Source organism: Buttiauxella sp. AC038, assembly GCF_979253565.1.
The window spans coordinates 118971-143471 of record NZ_CEEDCQ010000001.1; the positions used below are offsets into that span (position 1 = coordinate 118971).

Below are 24501 nucleotides of genomic sequence, written 5' to 3' on the forward strand. Positions count from 1 at the left end.
GGTGGTGCTCATGAATCATAAAAACAAAACCGCCCGTCGCTTGTTAACTCTGTGCTTCTTTGGCGGCCTGACGTTCGGCGCCCAGGCTGCGGAAAACAATCCGGCATTAAAAGCGCTGTTTGACCAGGCTAATTACTGGCATGAAAAGTCGCATGACGAGCTGGCAAAAGAAGCGCTGCAAAAAGTGCTGATGGTTGATGCCAATAACACACAGGCGATGTACCTGATGGCGTTGTGGGCACAGCAGGCTGGGGATATCAAAGGTGCTGCCCAATGGCGCGAACGCCTTGCGGCTGTATCGCCACAAGATAACAATTTGCAGGCACTCGATAATGCGAAACAAATTCAGCAAATCCCGCGCGGGCAGCTGGATTTGGCGCGTCAGCAGGCGCGAAGCGGCAACATTCCCGCCGCACTTGCCACCTGGCGCAGCTTGTTTAACGGCGATCAGCCACCGCCAAGCCTCGCACCAGAATATTATCTGACGATGGCGGGTGATAAATCACTGTATCCGCAAGCTGTGGCGGGTTTGCGCCAGTTTGTCGCGCAAAACCCGCAGGATAACGGCGGGAAGATTGCGCTGGGTAAAGTGCTGACCTATCAGGAAGGTACGCGACGTGAAGGGATAGATCTGCTGCAGAATATGGCGAGCGGCAGCTCAGACGCTGATAAATCGCTGCGTCAGGCATTGTTGTGGCTTGGCCCAACGGCGAGTGATGAAACCTATTATCAAACCTTCCTGCAACGCCATCCAAAAGACATGGCGGTACAAGACCATTACCGTAAAAGTATTGGTGGTACAGCGAAAGGTGAAGGTTTTACCGCACTCAATAGCGGCAATACTGATGCGGCAAAAAGCCAGTTTGAACAAGTGCTGCAAACCAACCCGCAAGATGCCGATGCGCTGGCAGGTATGGGTTACATCGCACAACGCAAAGGTGATTACACCGCTGCATCGGAATACTTAAACCGTGCGGCAAGCCTCGGCGGCGACCAGTCGGATGAACGCAAACAGCAAGCTGATGACGCCGCATTTTACGGGCAACTGGCGAGCGCTCAGGCAGCATTTAAACAGGGCAATGTCAGCCAGGCGCTGGCACTCAGTGCGCCTCTGGCGCAGCAAAGTGGTGAGCGTGGTGCCGCGGCGAAATTATTCCGCGCCGATGTTCAGCGCCACAATAAAGATTACGCCGCCGCAGAGCAGACATTGCGCGGTATTTTGAGCGAGCAGCCAAATAATGGCTCAGCCCGTGAAAACCTCTACTACGTGCTGCGTGAGCAGAATAAAACCGCCGAAGCGCAGGCTATGTTGCAAACCTTGCCTGCAAGCTTACAAGCGAAGTTGCAGCCGCGAGTTTCCGGTGGCAACCCAACTGACCCAGTGCGCCGCCAGGCACAACAGGCGGCAGCAAATGGCGATCCACAACGTGCCATCGCCATTTTGCAGCAAGGTGTTGCACGCTATCCGTCAGATCCATGGTTGCGTCTTGATTTAGCTCGCCAGCTACAAAAACAAGGCAACAGTGCGGAAGCCAGCAACGTGATGGCGCCATCTTTCCGGCCGAATGCTTCCAATACTGAGCTCTATGCAGGCGCTTTGTTTGCTAGCGAAAACAACGCCTGGCAGCAATCGCAGACTTTGCTGTCGCGCATACCGGCTTCCAGCCAGACCAGCGATATGCGCACACTTGCGGCGCGTGTGAACTACAACCTGCAAATGTCAGTTGCGGAACGTTATCTGGCGCAGGGTGATACCGTTGCTGCGGCTAATACCTTAAAAGCACTGGCGACACGCCCACCGCAAAGCCCGGCAGACGCTGGCAAACTGGCAAAAATGTTGGCGCAAGCTGGTGATGTCAGTACTGCCGTGGCGATTGTGCGCGGCAATATGAGTCGTGGTGTGCAGGGCAACGCGGGCGACTATGGCGACCAGATTGCCGTACTTAATCAGGCAGGGCTTGGGCGTGAAGCGCAGGCGTTTCTTGCTAATCCAGAATTGCAGTCGCGCAGCACGCCAACTCAGCTTGCCAGCGTTCGCAATGGCTACGTGATCAACGAAGCTGACCAGCTTCGGACTCAAGGCAATTATGCGGCAGCGTACGACAAACTGATACGCGCCATGCAGAGCGACCCGCAAAATACCGACCTGATGTTTGCGATGGCTCGTTTGTATCAGTCCGGCAAAATGAACAAAGAAGCTGGCGTGGTTTACGACTATCTGATGACCCGTGACACGCCTGAGCAAGATGCGCGCGCGGGTGCTATCGATGTCGCACTCGCGAGCAAGGATGTGGATAAAGCGAAGCAGCTAGCCGCGGGTTTGCGTAACGATGAAACACCGGATCGCTTGCTGTTGCTGGCGCGTGTGGCGGAAGCTGATGGCAACCACCAACAGGCGATGAGCTATTTGCGCACTGCGCGTGGAAAACTGCTTGGCCTTCAAGGTGTGGGTGATGGCACTGCTCCGACATTGGGTGGCCTGGCGTTGGCGGATAACCCGTTTACCCCGAAAACTACTGTCGCCCCGCAAACGGCGTCCAATTCACTGTACGGCGAAGCGATGCCGTGGCAAGTCGCTCAACTGGCACGTAATCCGCAAACTGCATATCCGGGCACGACGCGTACCGATCTGCCAGTAGAAACGGCTCAGGCAGGCACGTTGCGCCAGGTGGATAACATGATGGAGCAGTTAACCGACAAAACGGCCACATGGGCACGAGGTGCGGTATCTGTACGTGGTCGCGATGGTGAAAGTGGCCTGAGCAAACTCACCGAGATAAAGGCACCGCTACAGTGGTCAACGGTGCCATTTGGCGATTCGCGTTTAGATCTTAACGTTACGCCAATTAGTCTGAATGCCGGTAGCTCGTCAGAGGAATCCAGCCGTCGTTTTGGTACGGGAGCATTAATTCAAGGGGAAGTTGCCAAGGATTTGTATGACTCCTCAACCACTACACCGCCTGAACTGCCAAATATCGACAAGATCAAGGTGCCTTCACAAGGCTCGCAAAGCACTGCGGGGGTAGAGGTCGCCATGGCGTTAACGGGTGAGCAGTACAAACTTGATGTCGGCTCAACACCGTTAGGTCAGGATTTGAATACTGTTGTTGGTGGCGTGCAGTGGTCACCACAACTGACTGACTACCTGAAATTGATTTTGACCGGCGAGCGCCGTGCGGTAGTCGACAGCCTGCTCTCTTATGTCGGCGTGGAAGATAAATACAGCGGCAAAAAATGGGGCCAGGTCACCAAGAACGGCGGTAGCGCGCAGTTGAGCTACGACGATGGTGATGCCGGTTTCTACGCAGGTGTCGGGCTGTATAACTACATCGGTGAAAACGTACCGAGTAACGACAACTTCACCGGAAATGCGGGTGTTTATATTCGTCCATATCGTGCTGATGACCGCGAGCTGAAAACCGGTATCAGTATGACTTACATGGACTTCTCGAAAAACCTCAGCTACTTCAGTTATGGGCAAGGCGGCTACTTTAGCCCGCAGGACTATATCAGCGTCTCCTTCCCGGTGGATTACACGCAGAAGTTTGATAACTGGAATATGTCTGTTGGCGCGTCGCTGGGTTATCAGTCGTACAGCCAGGACGAAAGCCCGTATTTCCCGACTGACGCAGCCATGCAATCACAACTGGAAGATTACGTCTCCAGAGGTTTTGCCAAAGAGGCGTGGTACAGCGGTAGTAGCGAAAGCGGTATGGGCTATAACTTGCGTGCCGCAGCCGACTACAAAGTTAATAAAGATATGACGATTGGTGGTCAGGTCGGCTATGACACCTTTGGTGATTACAACGAAAGTACCGCGCAACTCTACTTCCGTTACCTGCTGGGGAATAATTAATCATGAATGACGCGCAGCTTTTGCAGTATTTTCAAAATCAGCAGACGCAACCGGGTTGGTTTTCTCTGCTCCACATCATGATAGACAGCATGGTGGCGAATGCAGGCGAAGCGGAAAGCCGCCAGTTTCTGATACAAATGGGTGATACGTTGGCCGGGCGTCACCCGTTAGCATTAGCGCGAACTGTGGGTGAGCTCGAAACGCAGATAAATGTTCAGCTCGCACGTTTCAACTGGGGCTATATTGATATCGAAGCCAGCGAAACGGCGATGTTGATCCGCCACATGGCTTTACCTGTTCCTGCGGATGAAGCGCAACAGGCTTCCTGGAATAGCGCGTTTAGCGCGGTTCTGGAAGGAGTATACGCCCGCTGGTTACGCGATCAGGGCGGAAAACCGCATGTGTCGCTGTGGCGTGAATCTTCACCGTCTGCAACAGTGGTACACTTTCGATATCAAAACAGTCGATGAGGTGCTTCGATGTGGCAGCGATGCAAGACGCTGATAGTGGCAGTGTTTGCCTTGATTTTTAGTCAGCAAGCGCTGGCTGATAATGCATGGGATAGCTATAAATCACGGTTTTTAATGCCTGATGGTCGCATCGTCGACACCGGCAATAAAAACGTTAGCCACACCGAAGGTCAGGGCTTTGCCATGATGATGGCGGTGGTCAACGATGATCAAGCCAGTTTCGATAAAATGTGGGACTGGACGCGAAAAACCCTGAAAAATCCCGAAAACGGTCTGTTTTACTGGAGATACAACCCGATCGAGGCACAGCCGATCACCGATAAAAATAACGCCACCGATGGCGATACTTTTATCGCATGGGCGTTGCTTAAGGCGGGAACAAAGTGGCAAAACCAGGGTTATCTCAACGAATCAGATGCGATTACCAAGGCACTGGTTGCACATAACGTGGTCCGTTTTGCGGGTTACCAGGTGATGCTGCCCGGAGCCAAAGGCTTTAATCTCAATAGTTATGTGAACCTTAACCCTTCCTATTTTATTCTTCCGGCCTGGCAGGATTTTGCTAACCGCAGCCATTTAATGGTGTGGAAGGATTTGATTAGCGACGGGCAGAAGTTGTTGGGGAAAATGCACTTTGGTGATCCACAACTCCCTTCGGACTGGGTTTCACTCTATTCCGATGGCCGTACTGTTCCGGCAAAAGAGTGGCCTGCCCGTTTTAGTTACGATGCGATCCGCGTTCCGCTGTACGTATCATGGTTTAACCATAGCAGCCCGGAGCTTCAGGTTTACAAAAACTGGTGGGGACGCTTTGCACGCGACAAAACTCCTGCCTGGGTGAATGTGACAACCGGCGATCCCGCGCCATATATGATGAACGGTGGATTGTTGGCGGTACGCGATTTAGTGCTCCAGTCGGCAAGTGTTGAGCAGCCGCAAATTATGGCTCAGGACGATTATTATTCTGCGAGTTTGAAGATGCTGGTGGCTTTGTCGGTGAGGTGATTTTTGATAGTGCGCAGCCCCCTCACCCTAACCCTCTCCATCAGGAGAGGGAACATCCTGAAGATTTCCCTGATAAGCCAGCCTCAACACCTAAACATCGCTACAATGCAGTATACTCAGCCTGCTTAAGAATATGCCCTATACGGCACGGTAATTGCGGAGAGTAAGTTTGCGAGTCAGTCGTTCATTAACGATTAAACAAATGGCAATGGTGTCAGCCGTTTCCATATTGTTTATTTTCATTTTTATCGTGGTACAGCTTTTCCACTTTGTGCAGCAAAGCCGCTACGACACTGCAAGCCAGATGGAGAAAATCGCCCATTCGGTGCGTATTCCGCTGTCTGCAGCAATCCTTAAAGCAGATATTCCTCAGGCTGAATTCATTCTTAATCAAATACAACCCTCCGGGATTATCAGCCGGGCAGATGTTGTTTTACCTAATCAGTTCCAGGCGTTACGCCAGAGCTTTGCACCGGAACGCCCGATTCCAATGTGGATTGCTCGCCTGTTTGAGCTCCCGGTGCAAATTTCGTTACCGCTGTATTCACTTGAGCGCCCGGCAAACCCGCAGCCGTTGGCCTATCTGGTGCTGCAGGCGGATTCCTGGCGGATGTACAAATTCATCATCAGTACGATTTCCACGTTGCTGACCACATATTTGCTACTGGCGCTGATTCTCTCGGTTGCCATCAGCTGGTCGATTAACCGTTTAATTGTGCACCCGATCCGCAAAATCGCTCGTGAGCTTGACAGCTTGAGTCCGCAAGATGCGGCGAGTCATCAGCTCAAACTGCCGCATCTTCATCATGACGATGAGATTGGGATGCTGGTGCGCAGCTATAACCGCAATCAACAAATGTCGCTGCGCTTGCATGAAGAAATGAGCGCTGTGAGCACCCGGAACACGCTCACAGAACTGCCAAATAAAGCCCTGTTCCTGGCGTTGCTTGAACAACTCACGGCGAGTGGGAAGAACAGCACACTGATCGTGATTGCCAGCGAAACCTTGCAGGATGCAGCGGGCGTGTTAAATGAAGAGCAGCGCGAAATGCTGTTGCTGACGCTGGTCGAAAAAATTAAAAGTGTTCTCTCGCCGAATATGGTTCTGGCACAGCTTAGTGGCAACGACTTCGGCATTATTGCGCATGGTGTTCAGGACGCCTGGCAGGCGATGGCACTGGCAAAGCAAATACTCACGGTGCTCAACGAAAAATTACCGATTCAATCGATCTCCCTTAAACCTACGGCCAGCATCGGTATTGCGATGTATCACGGCGGTTTGGCAGCAGAACAATTGTATCGTCGTGCAGTATCGGCGGCATTTTCCGCCCGCCGCCATGGCAAAAATCAGATTCAATTCTTTGACCCTGAACAGATGGAACTGGCTCAACGCCATCTGACTCAGGAACACGATTTAGTGAACGCTTTAGAGAACCAGCAGTTCGCGATTTGGCTGCAACCGCAGGTCAACATGCATACCCGCGAAGTTGTGAGCGCAGAGGTTTTGCTGCGTATGCAACAGCCTGATGGCAGCTGGGCGTTACCTGACGATTTGATTGAGCGTATTGAAGATTGTGGTCTGATGTTCACCATCGGCAACTGGGTACTTGAAGAAGCGTGCCGCGTCCTGGCGGGTTGGCAGAGCCAGGGCATCACGATGTCGTTATGTGTGAATGTCTCTGCACACCAGTTGCTGCACGAAGAAATGGGCTCTTCACTGTTAGAGTTGTTGACGCGTTACCGTATTCAGCCGGGCATGTTGACTCTGGAAGTGACGGAAAGTCATCATATCGACGATCCCAAAAAAGCGATCGGCATTTTGCGGCCTCTGCGTAAAGCCGGAGTGCGCATCGCACTGGATGACTTTGGGATGGGCTATGCCAGCCTGCGCCATTTGCACCATTTGAAAGCGCTGCCGGTAGATACCCTGAAACTCGACAAGAGCTTTATCGATGGCTTGCCGGAAGACAGTGCGATGGCTGGCGTGATTATCGGTATGGCGAAAACCCTGGGGCTGAAACTGGTAGCTGAAGGGATTGAGAACCAGGCTCAGTGTGACTGGCTATTAAACGAAGGCGTGACTCTTGCACAGGGGTACCTGTTCTCCAGAGCCATGACACTTAAAGAGTTTGATGCGCAGTATCTATCTACCGCTCAATAGTAAATTATTTGTTGTAAATGTTACTTGGCTGGCGCGAGTCAGTTCAATTATTTAACAATTATGTTTACAAATTAGCGCTATATCACTTCTGGGTGTTTTTGAGGGTGTTATTTTTGGTGCCGCAAACCGAAAGGTTTTGTGGAATCTCTACCTCTCAAGGACACCCTATGAAACTCTCTCTCTTCAAAAGCCTCTACTTCCAGGTTCTTACGGCGATAGCCGTCGGCATCTTGCTGGGACATTTCTACCCGGAAATAGGCGCACAGATGAAACCGCTCGGCGATGCGTTTGTTAAATTGATTAAAATGATTATCGCCCCGGTTATCTTCTGTACGGTTGTGACCGGCATCGCTGGCATGGAAAGCATGAAAGCTGTGGGCCGCACGGGTGCTGTGGCACTACTCTATTTCGAAGTAGTCAGCACTATTGCGCTGATCATCGGCCTGATTGTCGTCAACGTCCTGCAGCCAGGGGCAGGTATGAACGTTGACCCGGCAACGCTTGATGCGAAAGCCGTGGCGATTTATGCCGAGCAGGCGCAACAACAGGGCGTGACCGCGTTCTTATTGGATGTGATTCCAGGTAGCGTGATTGGTGCGTTTGCCAGTGGCAATATCTTGCAGGTGTTGCTGTTTGCGGTGCTGTTTGGTTTTGCACTGCATCGCCTGGGCCACAAAGGGCAATTGATTTTCAACGTGATTGAAAGTTTCTCGCAGGTCATTTTCGGCATCATCAATATGATCATGCGCCTTGCGCCAATCGGTGCTTTCGGTGCCATGGCGTTTACCATCGGTAAATATGGTGTGGGCTCGTTGGTGCAGCTCGGCCAGCTGATTATCTGCTTCTACATCACCTGTATTTTATTCGTGGTGTTGGTGTTAGGTTCTATCGCCAAAGTGACCGGTTTCAGCATCTTCAAATTTATCCGTTACATCAAAGAAGAGCTGCTGATTGTGCTGGGTACATCTTCGTCTGAATCTGCGCTGCCAAGAATGCTCGATAAAATGGAAAAACTCGGCTGCCGCAAATCGGTTGTGGGGCTTGTGATTCCAACCGGTTACTCGTTTAACCTAGATGGTACCTCCATTTATCTGACGATGGCGGCGGTGTTTATCGCGCAGGCAACCAACAGCCATATGGATATCTTCCATCAAATCACGCTGCTGGTGGTGTTGCTGCTCTCCTCCAAAGGAGCGGCGGGTGTGACCGGAAGCGGCTTCATTGTGTTGGCTGCGACCATCTCCGCTGTCGGGCATCTGCCGGTAGCAGGACTAGCGCTGATTCTGGGTATTGACCGCTTTATGTCGGAAGCCCGTGCGCTGACAAACCTGGTCGGTAACGGTGTTGCGACGGTCGTAGTGGCGAAGTGGGTGAAGCAACTGGATGAGAAACAGTTGAAAGAAACTCTTGATAATCCACAATCTGCAAAAAAAGTGAGCGAAGTCTCGTCTTAACCCCTCAATTGCCCGCAGCGACTTGCCCTCGCTGTGGGCTGCTGCGCATAATTGACCCCTGAGCCATTTTCTTTGGCGTTTTTTTCAATTTTAAAGTGACGTTTCCGTGAAGATGCGGTCAAACGGAGTGATGAAATGCCACTTATGGTGGCTTTATTGCGTAATGCTATGTCGCCATTACACTTTTTAATCAGGATTGTTTTCAGGGGTTCACATGCAGGGCACCAAAATTCGACTCTTAGCTGGCGGATTGCTGTTGGTCGCCGCCGGCAGTAATGTGCAGGCAGAAGCACTACAGCCCGACCCAGCCTGGCAGCAAGGGACGCTTGCCAACGGTTTTCAATGGCAAGTCCTGGCCACACCTCAGCGTCCTAGCGATCGTATTGAAATTCGTCTGTTGGTTAATACTGGTTCATTGACTGAAACCACCCAACAGAGCGGCTATAGCCACTTTTTACCTCGTCTGGCGCTGACACAAAGCGGCAGCTTGCAGCCGCTACAGGCTCGTTCTCTATGGCAGCAAAGTGTGGACCCAACGCGTCCGCTGCCCCCGGTTATCGTCTCTTATGACTTCACGCTGTTTAATCTCAGCCTGCCAAATAACCGCAATGATTTACTCAAAGAAGCCCTAACCTATCTTTCAGACAGCAGTGGCAAAATGGCAATTACCCCTGAAACGGTGAATGTCGCGCTGCAAACTCAAGATATGGTTGCTACCTGGCCGATAAACACCAAAGACAACTGGTGGCGCTATCGCTTGCAAGGTTCCTCACTGTTGGGCCATGACCCGGCAGAAGATCTCAAGCAGCCGGTGGATAACGAACAGCTGAAGGCGTTCTACCAGAAATGGTATACCCCGGATGCGATGACGCTGATTGTGGTGGGTAATGTCGATAGCCGCAGCGTTGCCGATCAAATCAACAAAACCTTTGGCACCCTGACCGGCAAGCGCGAAACGCCAGCACCGGTTGCTACCCTTTCTCCGCTTAAAGGCACTCCAGTAAGTCTGATGACCGATAGCGTGCGTCAGGACAGGCTCTCACTGATGTGGGACAACGCCTGGCAGCCGATCCGTGAATCTTCCATGCTGTTGCGTTACTGGCGTGCTGATCTGGCTCGCGAGGCGCTGTTCTGGCATGTGCAGCAAAACCTCAGCAAGCAGAACCAGACAGACCTCAACCTGAGCTTTGATTGCCGTGTGCTGTACCAGCGTGCGCAATGTGGCATCAACCTTGATTCACCTAACGATAAACTGAATGCTAATTTGGCGACCGTGGGCAAAGAGTTGCTTAAGGTGCGTGATAAAGGGCTTTCGCAGGAAGAGTTTGATGCGTTAATTGCGCAGAAAAAAGCGGAGCTTGCCAAATTGTTTGCCACTTATGCGCGAACTGACACCGACGTGTTGATTAGCCAGCGCATGCGTTCACTACAAAACCAGGTGGTTGATATCGCACCGGAACAGTATCAGAAACTGCGGCAGGATTTCCTGAACAGTCTGACGCTGAACATGCTGAACCAGGATTTGCGCCAGCAGTTGTCGCAAGAGATGGCCTTAGTGCTGCTGCAACCGAAAGGTGAACCTGAGTTCAATATGAAGGATTTGCAAGCGACGTGGGATAAAGTGATGGTTCCTTCGAAGGCGCCTCCGATAGCGGATGAACCTAAGCTGGATGTGTCGGATATTCCGCCAGCGCAATAACATTTTCCCTCACCCTAACCCTCTCCCTAAGGGAGAGGGCCGGGGCGAGGGGTGGTTATTACTTCGGCATCGCTTCTTTAGGAATGATCGCGCCGCGATACTGAATCACGGTGCTCGCGGTCAAATGCCCGCGTTTTGCCGCTTCTTCTGCACTGCCGCCGGTCAAACGTACTGCCAGATAGCCCGCGCTGAAAGAGTCACCAGCCGCCGTAGTGTCGATAACTTTTTCTTTCGGTAATTTCACCGCTGGCACTTCTAATGTTGACTCACCCTGAATCGCTACCAGGCAAGAATCTGCGCCACGCTTGATAACCACTTCGCGCACACCAGCTGCCTGAGTACGGTGAATCACTTCTTCAACTGGCTTCTCGCCCCACAGCAAATCTTCGTCATCCAGCGTCAGGAACGCGATGTCGGTGCAGGTCAGCATTTGCTGATAGACCTGTTGTGTCTCTTCACGGCTTGCCCACAGGCGCGGACGGTAGTTGTTATCGAAGATAACCTTGCAACCGTTAGCACGGCACTGAGTCAGCAGAGCCATCAGCTTTTCACGGCTAGCGGCATTGAGGATAGCCAGACTGATACCGCTCAGATACAGATAATCGAACTGAGCCAGTTCAGCACAGATAGCCTGAGCTTGATCGCTCTCCAGCCAGAAACGGGCTGCGGCTTCGTTGCGCCAGTAATAGAACGTGCGCTCACCGGTAGAGTCAGTCTCGATGTAATACAGGCCCGGCAGACGGTGCTCCAGGCGCTGAGTTAGCTCGGTGTGAACGTTTTCTTGCTGCCATGCGTCCAGCATCTGTTGGCTGAAGTTATCTTCACCCAGAGCGGTAACGTAATGGACTTCAAGATCGGCTGCGTCAACCTGACGTGCGATATAAACGGAAGTGTTTAGGGTATCGCCACCAAAGCCGCGGCTAACTTCCGCACCTTTTTGCGACAGTTCAATCATACATTCACCGATAACGGCGATTTTACGCGTTGGCATAGCAGTAAACCTGAATTAATGAAATTGTCACTAGTTTGCTGGTCGGCTAAAAACGAGTCAAACAATTTAAAACGATGTTTCGGAAAACTTTGAGCTAAGGCAGTTTATTGCCGATGTTAGATAACTCGCATTGATTGAGGTTGTACTGAAAGCGAACATAAAGTTCTCATGCGCCACGCCGATAACTTCTCGATGAGCCATCTGAGTTATCAAGGTAAACAGGACGTACATGATGAAGTTTAAGCAGATCACTCACCGGCTTAATACGCTTGAAGCGAGTGTCGAAAGTTTGCAGGAGCGGCGGTTCTGGTTGCAGTGCCAGCGGCAGTACACCTTTCAGCCGATTTATAAAATCGACGGCAACTTAATGGCAATAGAGTTGCTCACGGTGGTGACACATCCGGATGAACCGGAAATTCGTATTCCACCGGATCGGTACTTCACATCTGTCTCTTACCGTACGCGGCTGATGGTTATCGAAGAGCAACTTAGCCTGTTGGCTGAATGGGAATCCGTCTTCCTCGGCTATAAAATTTTAGCCTCGGTCAATGTCGATGGCCCGACATTGATGGCGATGAAACAGCACCAGCCGATTCTTGCACTTATCAACAAAATGCCGTGGGTGCGTTTTGAGCTGGTTGAGCACATCACCCAACCACAGGCTGTGACGCTTGCTGGGATGCAGGAATTTGGCCCGTTGTGGCTTGATGATTTCGGCACAGGTGTCGCGAACTTCTCCGCATTAAGTGAGATGCACTATGACTACATCAAAGTCGCACGTGACTTGTTTATCATGCTGCGCACCACCGATGAAGGCCGCAATTTATTCACCATGCTGCTGCAATTGATGAACCGCTACTGCAAGGGTGTCATCGTTGAAGGTGTTGAAACAGAAGATGAATGGCGTGATGTCCAAAGCTCTCCCGCCTATGCCGCGCAAGGTTATTTTCTCTCACGGCCCATTCCTTTTGAACAGTTGGAGAATGTGCTGATTCGCCTCTCCTGATGCCGTTTTGGCCCCACTAAACTATCTTTAGTGAAAGTGAGCCACATCAGGAAAGGGTGAAAGGCATGACAAAAACTGGAAAAGTCGTAAGTGGAGTCGTCGGGGTTTTATTGTTGTTGGTTGTGGTGGCAATCATTGTGATTGCGACGTTTGACTGGAATCGGCTCAAACCGACCATCAACCAAAAAGTCTCGACAGAACTGAACCGGCCATTCGCGATTCGTGGCGATTTAGGTGTGGTTTGGGAGCGCAACAAAGAAGAGACGGGCTGGCGCAGTTGGGTGCCCTGGCCGCATGTTCATGCCGAAGATATTATTCTTGGTAACCCACCTGACATTCCTGAAATAACGATGGTACATCTACCGCGTGTTGACGCCACCCTGGCGCCGCTCGCGCTGCTGACGAAAACGGTCTATATCCCATGGATTAAGCTGGTGCAACCTGATGCGCGGCTGATTCGCCTGTCAGAAAAAAACAACAACTGGACGTTTAAACTTGCCAGCGATGGGACAAAAGATCCCAATCAGCCGCCTTCTGCCTGGTCATTCAGAATGGACAATATTCTGTTTGATAAGGGCCGCATCGCCATTAACGACAAACTCACCAAAGCCGAGATAGAAATCCTCGTCGACCCTCTCGGCAAGCCATTGCCGTTTAGTGAAGTAGAAGGGAAGAAACCCACGGGCAAAGATGCCGCAAAAGCCGGAGATTATGTCTTTGGCCTGAAAGTGAAAGGCCGTTATAACGGTGCGCCGCTCGAAGGCAACGGCAAAATCGGCGGCATGTTAGCGCTGCGTAGCGAAGGCGAAACCGCTTTCCCGGTGCAGGCAGATGTACATTCCGGTAATTCCCGTGTGGCATTCATCGGCACCATTAACGACCCGATGAAAATGGGCGGCGTCGATTTGCAGCTTAAATTCTCCGGTGATTCGTTGGGTAATCTCTACGATCTGACCGGCGTGTTGCTGCCAGATACGCCACCGTTTGAAACGGATGGGCACCTGCTGGCAAAAATCGACACTGAAAAAGGTTCGGTATTCCGCTACCAGAACTTTAACGGGCGGATTGGCGACAGCGACATTCACGGCTCGCTTACCTACTCGCAAGGCAAGCCACGCCCGAAACTGGAAGGTGACCTCGAGTCTAAACAGCTCCGTCTGGCCGACTTAGGCCCGCTGATTGGCGTGGACTCTGGTAAAGGAGCGCAGCAAAGCAAACAGTCTGAGCAGGCTAAGGGCGAGAAAACCGTCCAGCCGAGTGACAAAGTTTTGCCGTATGACCGTTTTGAAACCGACAAGTGGGATGTGATGGATGCCGATGTGCGCTTTAAAGGCGGCCGTATCGAACACAGCGGCACGCTGCCACTGAGTAACTTATCCACGCACGTGATTTTGAAGAACGCTGACCTGCGCCTTGCGCCGCTGAAATTTGGCATGGCGAACGGCACTATCAGCGCCAACATTCATCTTGAAGGCGATAAAAAGCCGATGCGCGGCACGGCGGATATCCAGGCGCGGCGTTTGCAGCTCAAGCAGTTGATGCCAAAGGTGGAGTCGATGCAGAAAACGCTCGGTGAGCTAAACGGCGATGCGGAATTACGGGGCCGTGGCAACTCTATTGCTGAGTTACTGGGCAGCAGCGACGGCAACCTGAAACTGCTGATGAACGATGGGCTTATCAGCCGCAACCTGATGGAAATCGTCGGTCTCAATGTCGGGAATTATATCGTCGGGCAGATTTTTGGTGATGACGAAGTGCGGATTAACTGTGCGGCGGCAAACCTTGATTTACGTGGTGGGGTCGCGACGCCGCGAATATTCGCCTTTGATACGGAAAACGCGCTGATTAACGTTACAGGGACTACCAACTTTGCCAGCGAACGACTCGATTTAACCATCGTTCCTGAAAGCAAAGGGATTCGTATCATCACGCTGCGTTCGCCGCTGTATGTGCGCGGCACCTTTAAGAACCCGGATGCAGGCGTGAAAGCCGGGCCGCTAATTGCACGTGGCGCGGTAGCAGCAGCCCTGGCGACGTTGGTGACACCAGCCGCTGCGCTATTGGCGTTGATCTCGCCATCCGAGGGCGGTGATAACCAGTGCAGCCGTATTTTGGGGCAGATGAAGAAGTGATTTGATTAAATAATAGTCATATTTTATAGTGCATTTAGCACGTGCTCTTTACACGTGTTAAATGCACGAGGAAACACCATGAGTGTCGCAATGAAAAATCCCAAAAGAACCGTGAGCGTAACGATCGACGATGAACTTTATCTTCGTGCTCGTGCTAATGGTCTTAATTTGTCACAGCGCCTGAGTGTTGTTATTGCTCAGGATCTTGAAGAAATCGAACGTGAGCAGTGGAAGCAGCGTAACCGTGAAGGACTTCTGGAACTCAATCGCATCACGGAGCAGTGCGGAAACTTTGCGGATGAACATCGGAAGTTCTAATCATGCAATTTCATATCTACCGTAACGGTAGCAAAAACAAAAATTATCCCTATCTAATTGATGTGCAAAGCGATCTTGTTGATTTATTAACAACGCGAGTCGTTATCCCATTGGTACACGCTTCTTATGTTCAGGCAAAACTAGCCGAAAGGATTTGCCCAATCATTGAGATTGAGGGGGAAAGCTTCATCTTAATGACCCATGAAATGGCAAGTGTTGATGCTGCGATTTTGCGCGAAGAAGTCGGGAGTGCCCTTCCATGGCGAGCAGAGATTAAAGGCGCGATAGATTTTCTTTTTGATGGTTTTTGAGCAAACAGCGCGGTGTTTCCCGCGCTGCTATTCAATTTTTCTAAAGCGACAAATGGCGTGTCTCTTTCGACACCAACAGAGCAACCAGCGTAATCGCTGACATCGCCGCCAGATACAAGCCGACGTAGAACAGTCCGTAATTCGCCTGCAACCAGGTGGCGATATACGGCGCTACAGACGCACCCAGAATTGATGCCACGTTATACGAGAACGACGCACCGGTATAACGCACTTCGGTCGGGAACAACTCTGGCAGCAGTGCACCCATTGGGCCAAAGGTTAAACCCATCAGGCTCAGGCCAATCAGCAGGAATGCCATCACAAGCGTTGGGTTACCGGAACCTAACAGCGGCTGGAACACGGCTAATGCAAAGATAATCATCAGGCTGGTGATCACAATCATGCACTTACGGCGGCCGAATTTATCAGCCAGATAGCCCGCAATCGGCACCATCACACCAAAACCAATCACCGCCATCATCAGCATCCACAGCACATCGTTGCGTGAGAAGCCAAGACCCACTGGCACGGCGGCGGTGCTGAAGGTCATTGAATAGACCGTCATGATGTAAAACAGCGTGTAAGTCGCCAGCATAATAAAGGTGCCGATAACGGTCGCTTTCAAATGCTTGGTCAGCAGTGTGCCGAGCGGTATTTTTACCTGTTTGCCTGCTTTGGCAATTTTGGCGAATACCGGTGTTTCGTGCAGTGAAACACGCACATACAGGCCGATTATCACCAGCACCGCAGAAAGAATAAACGGCACGCGCCAACCCCATGACATGAACTGCTCATCGGTTAAGAGCCATGAGAGCAGCAGGAAGGTGCCGTTGGCAAAGAAGAAGCCAATTGGTGCGCCTAATTGTGGGAAAGAGCCGTACAGCGCACGTTTGCGTGGTGGCGCGTTCTCAGTCGCCAGCAATGCCGCACCGCCCCATTCGCCACCCAGGCCCAGACCCTGACCGAAGCGTGCCAGTGCTAACAGCACCGGCGCTAATACTCCGATGGTTTCATAGCTTGGTAACAGGCCAATCAGAACGGTTGAAACACCCATTGTCAGAAGTGATGCCACCAGTGTCACTTTGCGGCCTACGCGGTCGCCAAAGTGGCCAAATAGAGCAGAACCAATTGGACGGGCGACAAAGGCGATAGCGAACGTTGCCAGAGACTGTAGCGTTGCAGCTGTTGGGTCACCTTGCGGGAAGAAGATATGCGGGAAAACAATAACCGCTGCAGTAGCGTAAATATAGAAATCAAAGAATTCGATGGCGGTGCCGACAAGTGAGGCAACGACAACTTTTCCACGTGAGTTGACGGGTGTGGCGTCAGTTTCGGTATTGATTGAATCAGCGATGGTGGCTTGCATAGATTTTTCTTATTTATAGCGAACGAAAGCCATATTACGCATAGCAAAAGGCGCATTTCAACGCGCGGTTGCCTCCCTCGCTGTGCGATTAACGCGCAATAAGAGGATAATTTTTAGTCCAGAAAATAAATATCCACGTCGTGCTTCTCATATTTAAAAAATTAGCGGATAAAACTGCTTTTAGGTTAAATAAAAGTTACAGGCTGGATTTATGTGCTGAAACGGTATCTCGTACCAGCCTGTTATCAATCAACTTTGAGTTTTACCCGGCATTCTCGGGTCATCCTTGTATTGTGCGGTGGCAATCCACGCGGCACAAAACAGCGTCAGACGGGCGAAGAAATAGAAGAAGGCCATCAGACCTAAAACAGAGCCAAATGCTGCGCCGGAGGGTGATTTTATCAGCGCTGGCAGGCTGTAGGTCATGATGATTTTGATAACCTCAAAACCAATTGCCGCAATCAATGTGCCACGAATCAGTGCTTTCTTGCGTGGACGGTGGCGTGGAAGACGCCAGAAAATCCAGAAGAACAGCAGGTAGTTAGCAAAAATAGAGATCGCTAACCCGACTAAATGCCAAACCGGTTTTAACCATTCGATACCGTCGAGATGCAAAAGAGTTATCAGGAATGCCTGGGCTGAACCGGCAACCGACGTGATAGAAAGCGTCACAATCAACGCCACCAACAAACCAATTAGCGACACTAAATCACGCAGATACTTTATCCAGAACTTCTCCTGATCTTGTGGATTCCTTTCCCACTTATCCCGCGACTGAGCACGCACCGCTTCACGCAAATTCCCCATCCAGTTGATACCTGAATATAGCGCAATCAGCAGGCCGACCAGGCCAACGGTTGTACGCTGTTGCACCGCAGTATTGATGGTGCTTTTCAGCGTGGCGGCAAGTGTTGGCTCGCTAACGTTGGTGAGGATTTTTTCGAAAATTTCTTCGAGCAGTGTAGGGTGCGAGGCGAGGATATAACCGGCAGCGGCGAACGCCACCATCAAAATCGGGATCAGAGACAGGAACGAAAAATAGGTGATAGCTGCGCCAAACTGATTGCCCATGCGGTCATTAAACCGTTCGGTGGCACGTAACAGATGCGCGACCATCGGGCGTTTCGCGGCTTTATTGACACTGGCAATCGTATGATTAACCGTCTCATTTTTTGTCTTGATATTGACCAACTGCTCCGATTCATCGAGCTTCTCGGGAGCAGCAGGTTCGGGTTTGGGGTGCGTCTGAAATTTGGCGACAGGCTCATAATCGAGCGATTCAGTTGGGCGTTTCTCGCTGTTATCCGATGTAGTCATCAGGTTATTTTTTCCTTTACATAAAACAAGCTCTTCACGAAATTATAGCCTGGTGCTAGTCCACATACCCTTTAACCAGCCCCGTCAGCCACTCCATAAACAAATGAACGCGGCGTGAAAGGTTGCGACGATGTGGATACAGCAAGGAAACCGGCATCGGTTCGGCGCGATATTGCGGCAGGATCTCTACCAGTTTTTTACTCTTCAGCAACTCTTTTACGCCGATACGAGGCACCTGGATGATACCAAGCCCGGCAAGGCATGCCGCCTGATACGTTTCGGTGCTATTCACCGTTATCACGCCACCCGTTTTTACCCAGCGCGTGTTTTTATCTTCCAGGAATTCAAATCCTTGCGGTCGGTTGCCGAGATTGAGTGCGTAATGCACCACTGCGTGAGAGGCGAGATCGTCAAGATTCTCTGGATAACCGAAGCGTGCCAGATAATCGGGGCTGGCACAGTTAATTAAAGTCAGTTTCCCTAGCGGGCGTGCCACCAGGCCTGAATCTTTAAGCTGCCCAACACGAATAACGCAATCGAACCCTTCGCGCACCACATCGACCATGCGATCGCTGCTACTTAATTCCAGCTCAATACCCGGATATTGCTGCAAGAAAGCGGGCAGTTTGGGGATAACTAAATTTCTAGCCACGCCGACCGGCATATCCACGCGCAAACGCCCGCTGACACTTTTGGGATCGTGTAAAAAAAGCCCATCTAATTCGTCCAGGTTAGCGAGTAAATCGCGGCAGCGTTCGTAATAGACCATTCCATCCTGGGTGAGTTGTACCCGACGCGTGGTTCGATGTAATAGCCTTGTTCCTAGCACCCCTTCTAGCGCCTGAATCTGACGCGATACGCTACCTTTAGGTAGGCCCAGAGAATCGGCTGCACGAGTAAAACTCTCCAGTTCAGCCACTCTAATGAATAACTGCATTGCTTGTATTTTATCCACTATTTTTCCTTATTGTTGTTGTGGCTGAAACAGTGATGCTCAATTTGCAATCTTTATTGATTTTGTAGCACCTAATAAGCTCTATCTCAATCACCCAACAGTCATCAACGAGGCAAATCATGAGTCAAACAATCGCATTAGTGACCGGCGGCAGCCGTGGATTAGGTAAAAACGCAGCATTGAAACTGGCAGCGCGTGGCGTGAATATTATTCTGACCTACAACAGCAAGCAGCAAGAGGCGCTAAATGTTGTTCGCGAAATTGAGTTAATTGGCGTAAAAGCTGTGGCAATTCAATTGAATGTCGCCGAAAGTGCAGGGTTCTCGGCCTTTGCGAAAGAAGTGAAACAGCAGCTACATGATGTATGGCAGCGCGATTCGTTTGATTATTTACTGAACAATGCTGGAACAGGTCTTGATGCACTGTTCGAAAAAACAACAGAAGAGCAGTTTGATGATTTAATGAACATCCATCTGAAAGGACCATTCTTCCTGACTCAGCACTTGCTGCCGTTGATTAAAAACGGTGGCCGTATCCTGAATGTCTCGACTGGCCTGACGCGTTTTGCGCTGCCAGGGAAAGCTGCTTATGCCGCAATGAAAGGGGCGATGGAAGTGCTGACGAAGTACCAGGCCAAAGAGTTGGGTGCGCGTGGGATCTCGGTGAACATTATCGCGCCGGGTGCAATTGCGACTGATTTCGGTGGTGGCGTAGTGCGTGACAACGAACAGGTAGCGAATGCTATTGCTGCACAAACCGCATTAGGGCGTGTCGGGCAGCCGGATGATATTGGTGATGCAATTGCTGTGCTGCTCAGTGATGAAAGCCGCTGGATGAATGCGCAGCGCATTGAAGTTTCCGGTGGGATGTTCTTATAAGAAAGGGCATTTGCGAGGGTGAAGTTCATCTCACTCTCGCCTGTTAAATATTGGTCAAAAATACTGAATGATATGAGCGAATCATTCCACTATCACCATTTGTGATACGGCATTATTCTTATCACATCGAAAGCGAACAAGCTTTCTAACTTAAACAAGCTCAAGGATATACATCATGAAAAGCATCAAATATTTTGCCGTAGTTATGACTCTGGCTGCTTCATTCTCAAGTTTTGCTGCAACCACTCAATCTGTTGAAAGCCAGAAAATCGGTACAGTTTCGGTGAGCGGTGCTGCGAATATCGATAGCCTACAGGCACAACTGCAAGCAAAAGCTGAGCAGGCTGGCGCGAAATCAATCCGCATCATTTCTGCTGGTGGCGATAACAAAGTGTTTGGTGTTGCCGAGATGTATAACTAAGAATTCACGCTGTATGGGCCGCCGTTGTGCGGCCCGTGTTTTATCTGAACTCGCTGCGTAACAAACCAAATATCCAGTCATCCTGCCAGGTTCCCGCAAGAAAATAGTTTTCTCGCAGTATCCCTTCGGACTGAAAACCGGCTTTCTCCAGAACCTTTTTCGAACCGATATTCCCGACCGTTACTGTTGCTGTTAGTTTTCGGATCGCACATTTCTCAAAGGCAAATTTGCACACGGCATGAAGCGATTCATAACCGTAACCTTGCGCATGAAACTCCGGATCGAGAATAAAGCCCACTTCTGCCATGTCCTCATCACCACGCACAAACCCAGTAAAGCCAATAGGCGTGCCGTTATGTCTGTCGCGCATGAACAGGCAAAGCCAGTGTCGACTATGCGTTTCCCAGCGAACAAGGCGTGAATTAAAAATCTGGCGAACCTCAGCTTCTCGTCGTTCATCGGAAACATAGCGCATCACGTCTGGATCTTGCTGTAGGCGCAAAAAGAACGGCCATTCTTGCTCGGTAATTTGGGTTAAATTTAGTCGTGGCGTGGAGAGTGAAAGCATATTGATCGCTCTTATGTGTGGGTACACATAAACATTACATATCAAAAATAACGGCGCCATAGTTATGCGCCGTTATTAAGGGTTACTTCCAGCGGGATAAATCATCACATGTCAGCCCAATATCTCGTAATTGTTCCTTGTTCAATCTTTGCAACGTGCGTGCTGTCTGGCGGTTTAACCATCTCTGGCGCAAATAACGGTAAATCATCACAAAGCCATAAAACGGTTTGTGCGGACGGTTCTCTTCAAAGCCCATGGTGTTGCTCCTCATCGTGTTGATGGGAACAATCATGCGCCGCCATACAGATTGCTGGCAGACGCAAATATAACTTTTATTTAACATACAGACACGCTAAAACAAGATCTGAATGGTGGTTTTTCCATAACTCTGTACTGCTTTTTCTGTCTGTATGGTGAAATAAGAGGATACAGCATGACGCGTTACCAACATCTTGCCACTTTGCTGGCAGAACGCATTGAACAAGGCTTGTATCGCAGTGGTGAACGCCTGCCTTCGGTGCGCAACCTGAGTAGCGAACACGGCGTCAGTATCAGCACCGTACAGCAGGCCTATCATATTCTTGAAGACCGCCAGCTCATCTCCCCGCAGCCGCGCTCTGGTTACTTCGTGACACCGCAAAAATCTCAGCCTCCGGTGCCTGCGCTGACACGCCCGGCGCAGCGCCCGGTAGAAATTACCCAATGGGATGCGGTACTTGAGCAATTAACCGGAAGAGAAGATGCCGGAAGTATCGCTTTTGGCAGTGGTTTTCCCGATGTGACCCAGGCGACGATTAAACCGCTGTGGCGTGAAATGAGCCGCATTGTGCAGCATCAGGAGCCCGAAATTTTGGGTTATGACTGCATTAACGGTAAGCAGGTGCTGCGCGCACAAATTGCACGCTTGATGCTCGACAGCGGCTGTGTCGTCACACCAGACGATATTGTGGTGACCACCGGTTGCCATGAAGCGTTGTCGATTGCGATTCGTGCTGTGTGCGAGGCAGGAGACATTGTGGCGGTTGAATCGCCATGCTTCCATGGCACCATGCAAATGCTGCGCGCATTCGGCATTAAAGTGGTTGAAATACCAACGGATTCCGAAACGGGCATCAGTGTGGAAGCGCTTGAGTTAGCGCTGGAACAGTGGCCGATTAAAGCGGTGATTCTGGTTCCAACCTGTAATAACCCGCTCGGTTTTATCATGCCAGATGCGCGAAAAAAAGCGGTGCTGAATCTCGCGCAACGTTTTGATATCGCGATTATTGAAGACGATGTTTACGGCGAACTGGCGTATGAATACCCACGCCCGATGACGATTAAATCGCTGGATGTTGATGGGCGGGTGCTGTTGTGCAGCTCATTTTCAAAAACGCTGGCACCGGGACTGCGCGTGGGCTGGATTGTGCCGGGGCGCTATTTCGACCGCGCCATGCATATGAAGTACATCGTGACCGGTAGCAGTACCACTTTTACCCAAATGGCGGTCGCGGAATTTGTGCGTAACGGCCATTACCATCGCCACCTGCGGCGCATGCGCCAGCACTATCAACGCAACCTGGATGTATTCACCTGCTGGGTGCGCCACTATTTCCCATGTGGGATCTGTGTTTCTCGGCCACAGGGCGGTTTCCTGATGTGGATTGAGCTGCCGGAACGTATTGATATCGTGCCAATCAGCGAAACGCTGCGTCAGCACAATATCCGTATTGCGGTGGGGTCGTTGCTGTCGGCTTCCGGGAAATATCGCAACTGTATGCGGCTGAATTATGCATTGCCGTTCAATGCCGAGACTGAAACCGCGCTGCGTAATATGGGCGAGATCATCGGGCATGTTTTTGAAAATGGTTAATTTTCCTACTCTTTTAAAGCCATAGACTGTTACCCATCTGAGATAAAATTGCGCCTCATGGCGTTGTGTACCCATGCCAGGCGTACATGCGTTTTTAATTGAAAGGAAAATCATGACCAGCGCTGCACAGTTGCTGATGCGGGAAAAGTTCGAGACTTGCCTGAGTGTGATTCGCCAGGCGTCATTGCAAATCCTGCCACTTCTCACCATCAAAGCCAGTGAAGGCAAAGATCCGCAATGGTTTTTTCAACAGCTTGAGCAAGCCCGTCTGGCGCTGGGAAGTTGGATGGCAGTGGCAAAAAGATTAAATCTTAATGATGCTGAGATTTCACATTTCACGCTGTTGCTACGTCATCTACAGCAACTGGTTCCGCAGTATGAAAGCGGCCAGGAAGTTAGCCATAACCAGCTAATCGCGGCATTACGCTTTGTGAGTTATCTCGAGCTGGTGCGTGCAAAGCAGCCTTTGCTTGGCTACTCCACCGAAATCGAAAATCATGATAATACTCAGCAATATAAATCGACACGCCAGATGCGTGCGCTGGAGCTGATGCTTAAAGGTCTGGTTGAGCAAAGCTATGCCAGCCAATCACAGTTGGTGCATAAGCTGAAAACGCAGTTTGGTGCTGATTGTGTCCGTCGTTGGTTGAAAAATGGCGAACGTGGCGATGTGCTAAGTGGGATGCGCTTTAGCGAGTTGGCCTTGATGGTGGTCGATAAAAAAGAGTATGCGAACCATTACGCCGGGCTATTCCAGCACTCTTTGAAACTAAGCTTACTGATTGATCAGCGCAAAACACTGCAAACTTTTCTCAATGATGTGCGTGAAATTCGCAATGATCTGGTTCAACAGCAGCCCCTCACTTCCGTACAACTCACCTTGCTCGATAGTTACTATCAAGAAAGTAGCGATGCCATTCAGCGCGCATTCGATGAGGGACGAACGAAGGTCAACCCGGCGATGTTTCTGGCTGCCGATGATTCACAATTACAGGCCTGGCTCATGCAGGCGCAGAAAAAATATCAGGCAACCGGACGCGATACCGAAGAGGTGCGCGATGCTATCGAACGGCCTGAGTTGCGTAATACCAAAAGAAAGCAGGACTCTGGCGAAACGTTATTGATGCTGATGTGGTGCATAGCGGGAGTGGCAGTGATTGGCGCCGCCATCTTTGGTATGTACTTTCTGAGTGATTTCACCAATAAACCTGCCGTTGCGAAAAATACGCCAGTCAAAATCACAATGATTGATTCTCTCCCGGAAACCGAAAGCGCGCGTGAAAAGCTGGCAGATATCGGAATCACATGGGATGAAGGCAACTTACGCTCGGCAATCGAACGCGGCGATATCGCTGTCGTGCGGCTATTTATGCAAGGGGGGATGAACTGGAAAGTCTATTTCACCGAATCTGCATTAGCGGGTGATTACCGCGACGCGCTCAATACTTTGCTGCAGTACCGATCGCAGATGGATGAAGACCGGCCATGCCGGCGCATGATCAGAACCATGAGTCAGGCGATGCACGACGGGCAAAGCCTGACTTCACTACGGAAACAGTTTTTGGTCACTTTTTGCAGTGCACCTGAAGCCATTAAACGCCAGAAAGAAGAGTTGGATCGCGCGAAACTACGGCTGAGTGCGCAGCAACAAAATAAAAACGCCCAGGCAGAAGAAAAACGCACATTGGAAATTCAAAAAGCAATTTATGACGCGATGCGGTGAGGAACGTCCCCACCGCAT

The 24501-nt window shown here is 50.8% G+C and carries 20 protein-coding genes; 14 read left to right on the forward strand and 6 right to left on the reverse strand.

Annotated features, from left to right (window positions below; genetic code table 11):
- Positions 1-10 precede the first annotated feature (10 nt).
- From AC0IXI_RS00560 to AC0IXI_RS00585, 6 genes are all read left to right on the forward strand, one after another.
- Complete coding sequence (locus AC0IXI_RS00560; protein ID WP_064514752.1) at positions 11-3856, forward strand: cellulose biosynthesis protein BcsC; 3846 nt, start codon at positions 11-13, stop codon at positions 3854-3856.
- Between the two features lie 2 nt (positions 3857-3858).
- A complete protein-coding gene (gene bcsD / locus AC0IXI_RS00565; RefSeq protein WP_064514750.1) occupies positions 3859-4326 on the forward strand; it encodes a cellulose biosynthesis protein BcsD in 468 nt (155 codons plus the stop codon).
- 9 nt (positions 4327-4335) lie between these two features.
- Positions 4336-5331, forward strand: a complete 996-nt coding sequence (locus AC0IXI_RS00570) for a family 8 glycosyl hydrolase (RefSeq protein ID WP_064514748.1) — start codon at positions 4336-4338, stop codon at positions 5329-5331.
- 169 nt (positions 5332-5500) lie between these two features.
- Positions 5501-7492, forward strand: a complete 1992-nt coding sequence (hmsP, locus tag AC0IXI_RS00575; RefSeq protein ID WP_134185930.1) for a biofilm formation regulator HmsP — start codon at positions 5501-5503, stop codon at positions 7490-7492.
- A gap of 167 nt (positions 7493-7659) precedes the next feature.
- Positions 7660-8946, forward strand: coding sequence for a dicarboxylate/amino acid:cation symporter (locus tag AC0IXI_RS00580; RefSeq protein WP_064514745.1), 1287 nt, complete (start codon positions 7660-7662; stop codon positions 8944-8946).
- Positions 8947-9160: 214 nt separating this feature from the next.
- Positions 9161-10645, forward strand: coding sequence for a M16 family metallopeptidase (locus AC0IXI_RS00585; protein ID WP_134185928.1), 1485 nt, complete (start codon positions 9161-9163; stop codon positions 10643-10645).
- A gap of 58 nt (positions 10646-10703) precedes the next feature.
- Here the strand turns inward: AC0IXI_RS00585 and kdgK are convergent, their stop codons facing one another.
- The gene (kdgK, locus tag AC0IXI_RS00590) at positions 10704-11636 is read right to left on the reverse strand and encodes a 2-dehydro-3-deoxygluconokinase (RefSeq protein WP_154153787.1); all 933 of its coding nucleotides are present in this window, start codon (positions 11634-11636) and stop codon (positions 10704-10706) included.
- Positions 11637-11868: 232 nt separating this feature from the next.
- Here kdgK and pdeH point away from each other — a divergent pair, with 232 nt between their 5' ends.
- The 4 genes from pdeH (at position 11869) to AC0IXI_RS00610 (ending at position 15403) form a co-directional block, all read left to right on the forward strand.
- Positions 11869-12642, forward strand: a complete 774-nt coding sequence (gene pdeH, locus AC0IXI_RS00595) for a cyclic-guanylate-specific phosphodiesterase (RefSeq protein ID WP_064514738.1) — start codon at positions 11869-11871, stop codon at positions 12640-12642.
- A 65-nt stretch (positions 12643-12707) separates the two neighbouring features.
- Entirely contained in the window at positions 12708-14774 is a 2067-nt protein-coding gene (locus AC0IXI_RS00600; protein WP_471681796.1) for an AsmA family protein, read from the forward strand.
- Positions 14775-14852: 78 nt separating this feature from the next.
- On the forward strand, positions 14853-15092 hold the full coding sequence (locus AC0IXI_RS00605; protein WP_243839630.1) for a type II toxin-antitoxin system CcdA family antitoxin: 240 nt from the start codon (positions 14853-14855) through the stop codon (positions 15090-15092).
- Between the two features lie 2 nt (positions 15093-15094).
- Positions 15095-15403 (forward strand): CcdB family protein, encoded by a 309-nt coding sequence (locus AC0IXI_RS00610; RefSeq protein ID WP_134185924.1) that lies wholly within the window; start codon positions 15095-15097, stop codon positions 15401-15403.
- Positions 15404-15443: 40 nt separating this feature from the next.
- Here the strand turns inward: AC0IXI_RS00610 and AC0IXI_RS00615 are convergent, their stop codons facing one another.
- From AC0IXI_RS00615 to AC0IXI_RS00625, 3 genes are all read right to left on the reverse strand, one after another.
- A complete protein-coding gene (locus AC0IXI_RS00615; RefSeq protein ID WP_064514729.1) occupies positions 15444-16769 on the reverse strand; it encodes an MFS transporter in 1326 nt (441 codons plus the stop codon).
- Between the two features lie 249 nt (positions 16770-17018).
- Positions 17019-18086, reverse strand: a complete 1068-nt coding sequence (yhjD, locus tag AC0IXI_RS00620; protein ID WP_064514727.1) for an inner membrane protein YhjD — start codon at positions 18084-18086, stop codon at positions 17019-17021.
- A 55-nt stretch (positions 18087-18141) separates the two neighbouring features.
- Positions 18142-19041: a LysR family transcriptional regulator gene (locus AC0IXI_RS00625; RefSeq protein ID WP_064514724.1), complete on the reverse strand. Its 900-nt coding sequence runs from the start codon at positions 19039-19041 to the stop codon at positions 18142-18144.
- 119 nt (positions 19042-19160) lie between these two features.
- Here AC0IXI_RS00625 and AC0IXI_RS00630 point away from each other — a divergent pair, with 119 nt between their 5' ends.
- Together AC0IXI_RS00630 and AC0IXI_RS00635 are read left to right on the forward strand one after the other, a co-directional pair.
- Positions 19161-19919, forward strand: a complete 759-nt coding sequence (locus tag AC0IXI_RS00630; protein WP_064514722.1) for an SDR family NAD(P)-dependent oxidoreductase — start codon at positions 19161-19163, stop codon at positions 19917-19919.
- A 175-nt stretch (positions 19920-20094) separates the two neighbouring features.
- Complete coding sequence (locus tag AC0IXI_RS00635; protein WP_064514721.1) at positions 20095-20340, forward strand: YdgH/BhsA/McbA family protein; 246 nt, start codon at positions 20095-20097, stop codon at positions 20338-20340.
- A gap of 40 nt (positions 20341-20380) precedes the next feature.
- Here the strand turns inward: AC0IXI_RS00635 and AC0IXI_RS00640 are convergent, their stop codons facing one another.
- Entirely contained in the window at positions 20381-20908 is a 528-nt protein-coding gene (locus AC0IXI_RS00640) for a GNAT family N-acetyltransferase (protein WP_424221529.1), read from the reverse strand.
- A gap of 82 nt (positions 20909-20990) precedes the next feature.
- Positions 20991-21251, reverse strand: coding sequence for a DUF1127 domain-containing protein (locus AC0IXI_RS00645; RefSeq protein WP_413499633.1), 261 nt, complete (start codon positions 21249-21251; stop codon positions 20991-20993).
- Positions 21252-21341: 90 nt separating this feature from the next.
- On the opposite strand from AC0IXI_RS00645, the gene AC0IXI_RS00650 reads away from it, so the two are divergent.
- Entirely contained in the window at positions 21342-22760 is a 1419-nt protein-coding gene (locus AC0IXI_RS00650) for an aminotransferase-like domain-containing protein (RefSeq protein ID WP_471681797.1), read from the forward strand.
- Between the two features lie 112 nt (positions 22761-22872).
- Positions 22873-24483, forward strand: coding sequence for an STY4199 family HEPN domain-containing protein (locus tag AC0IXI_RS00655; RefSeq protein WP_471681798.1), 1611 nt, complete (start codon positions 22873-22875; stop codon positions 24481-24483).
- The last annotated feature ends 18 nt before the right edge of the window (positions 24484-24501 follow it).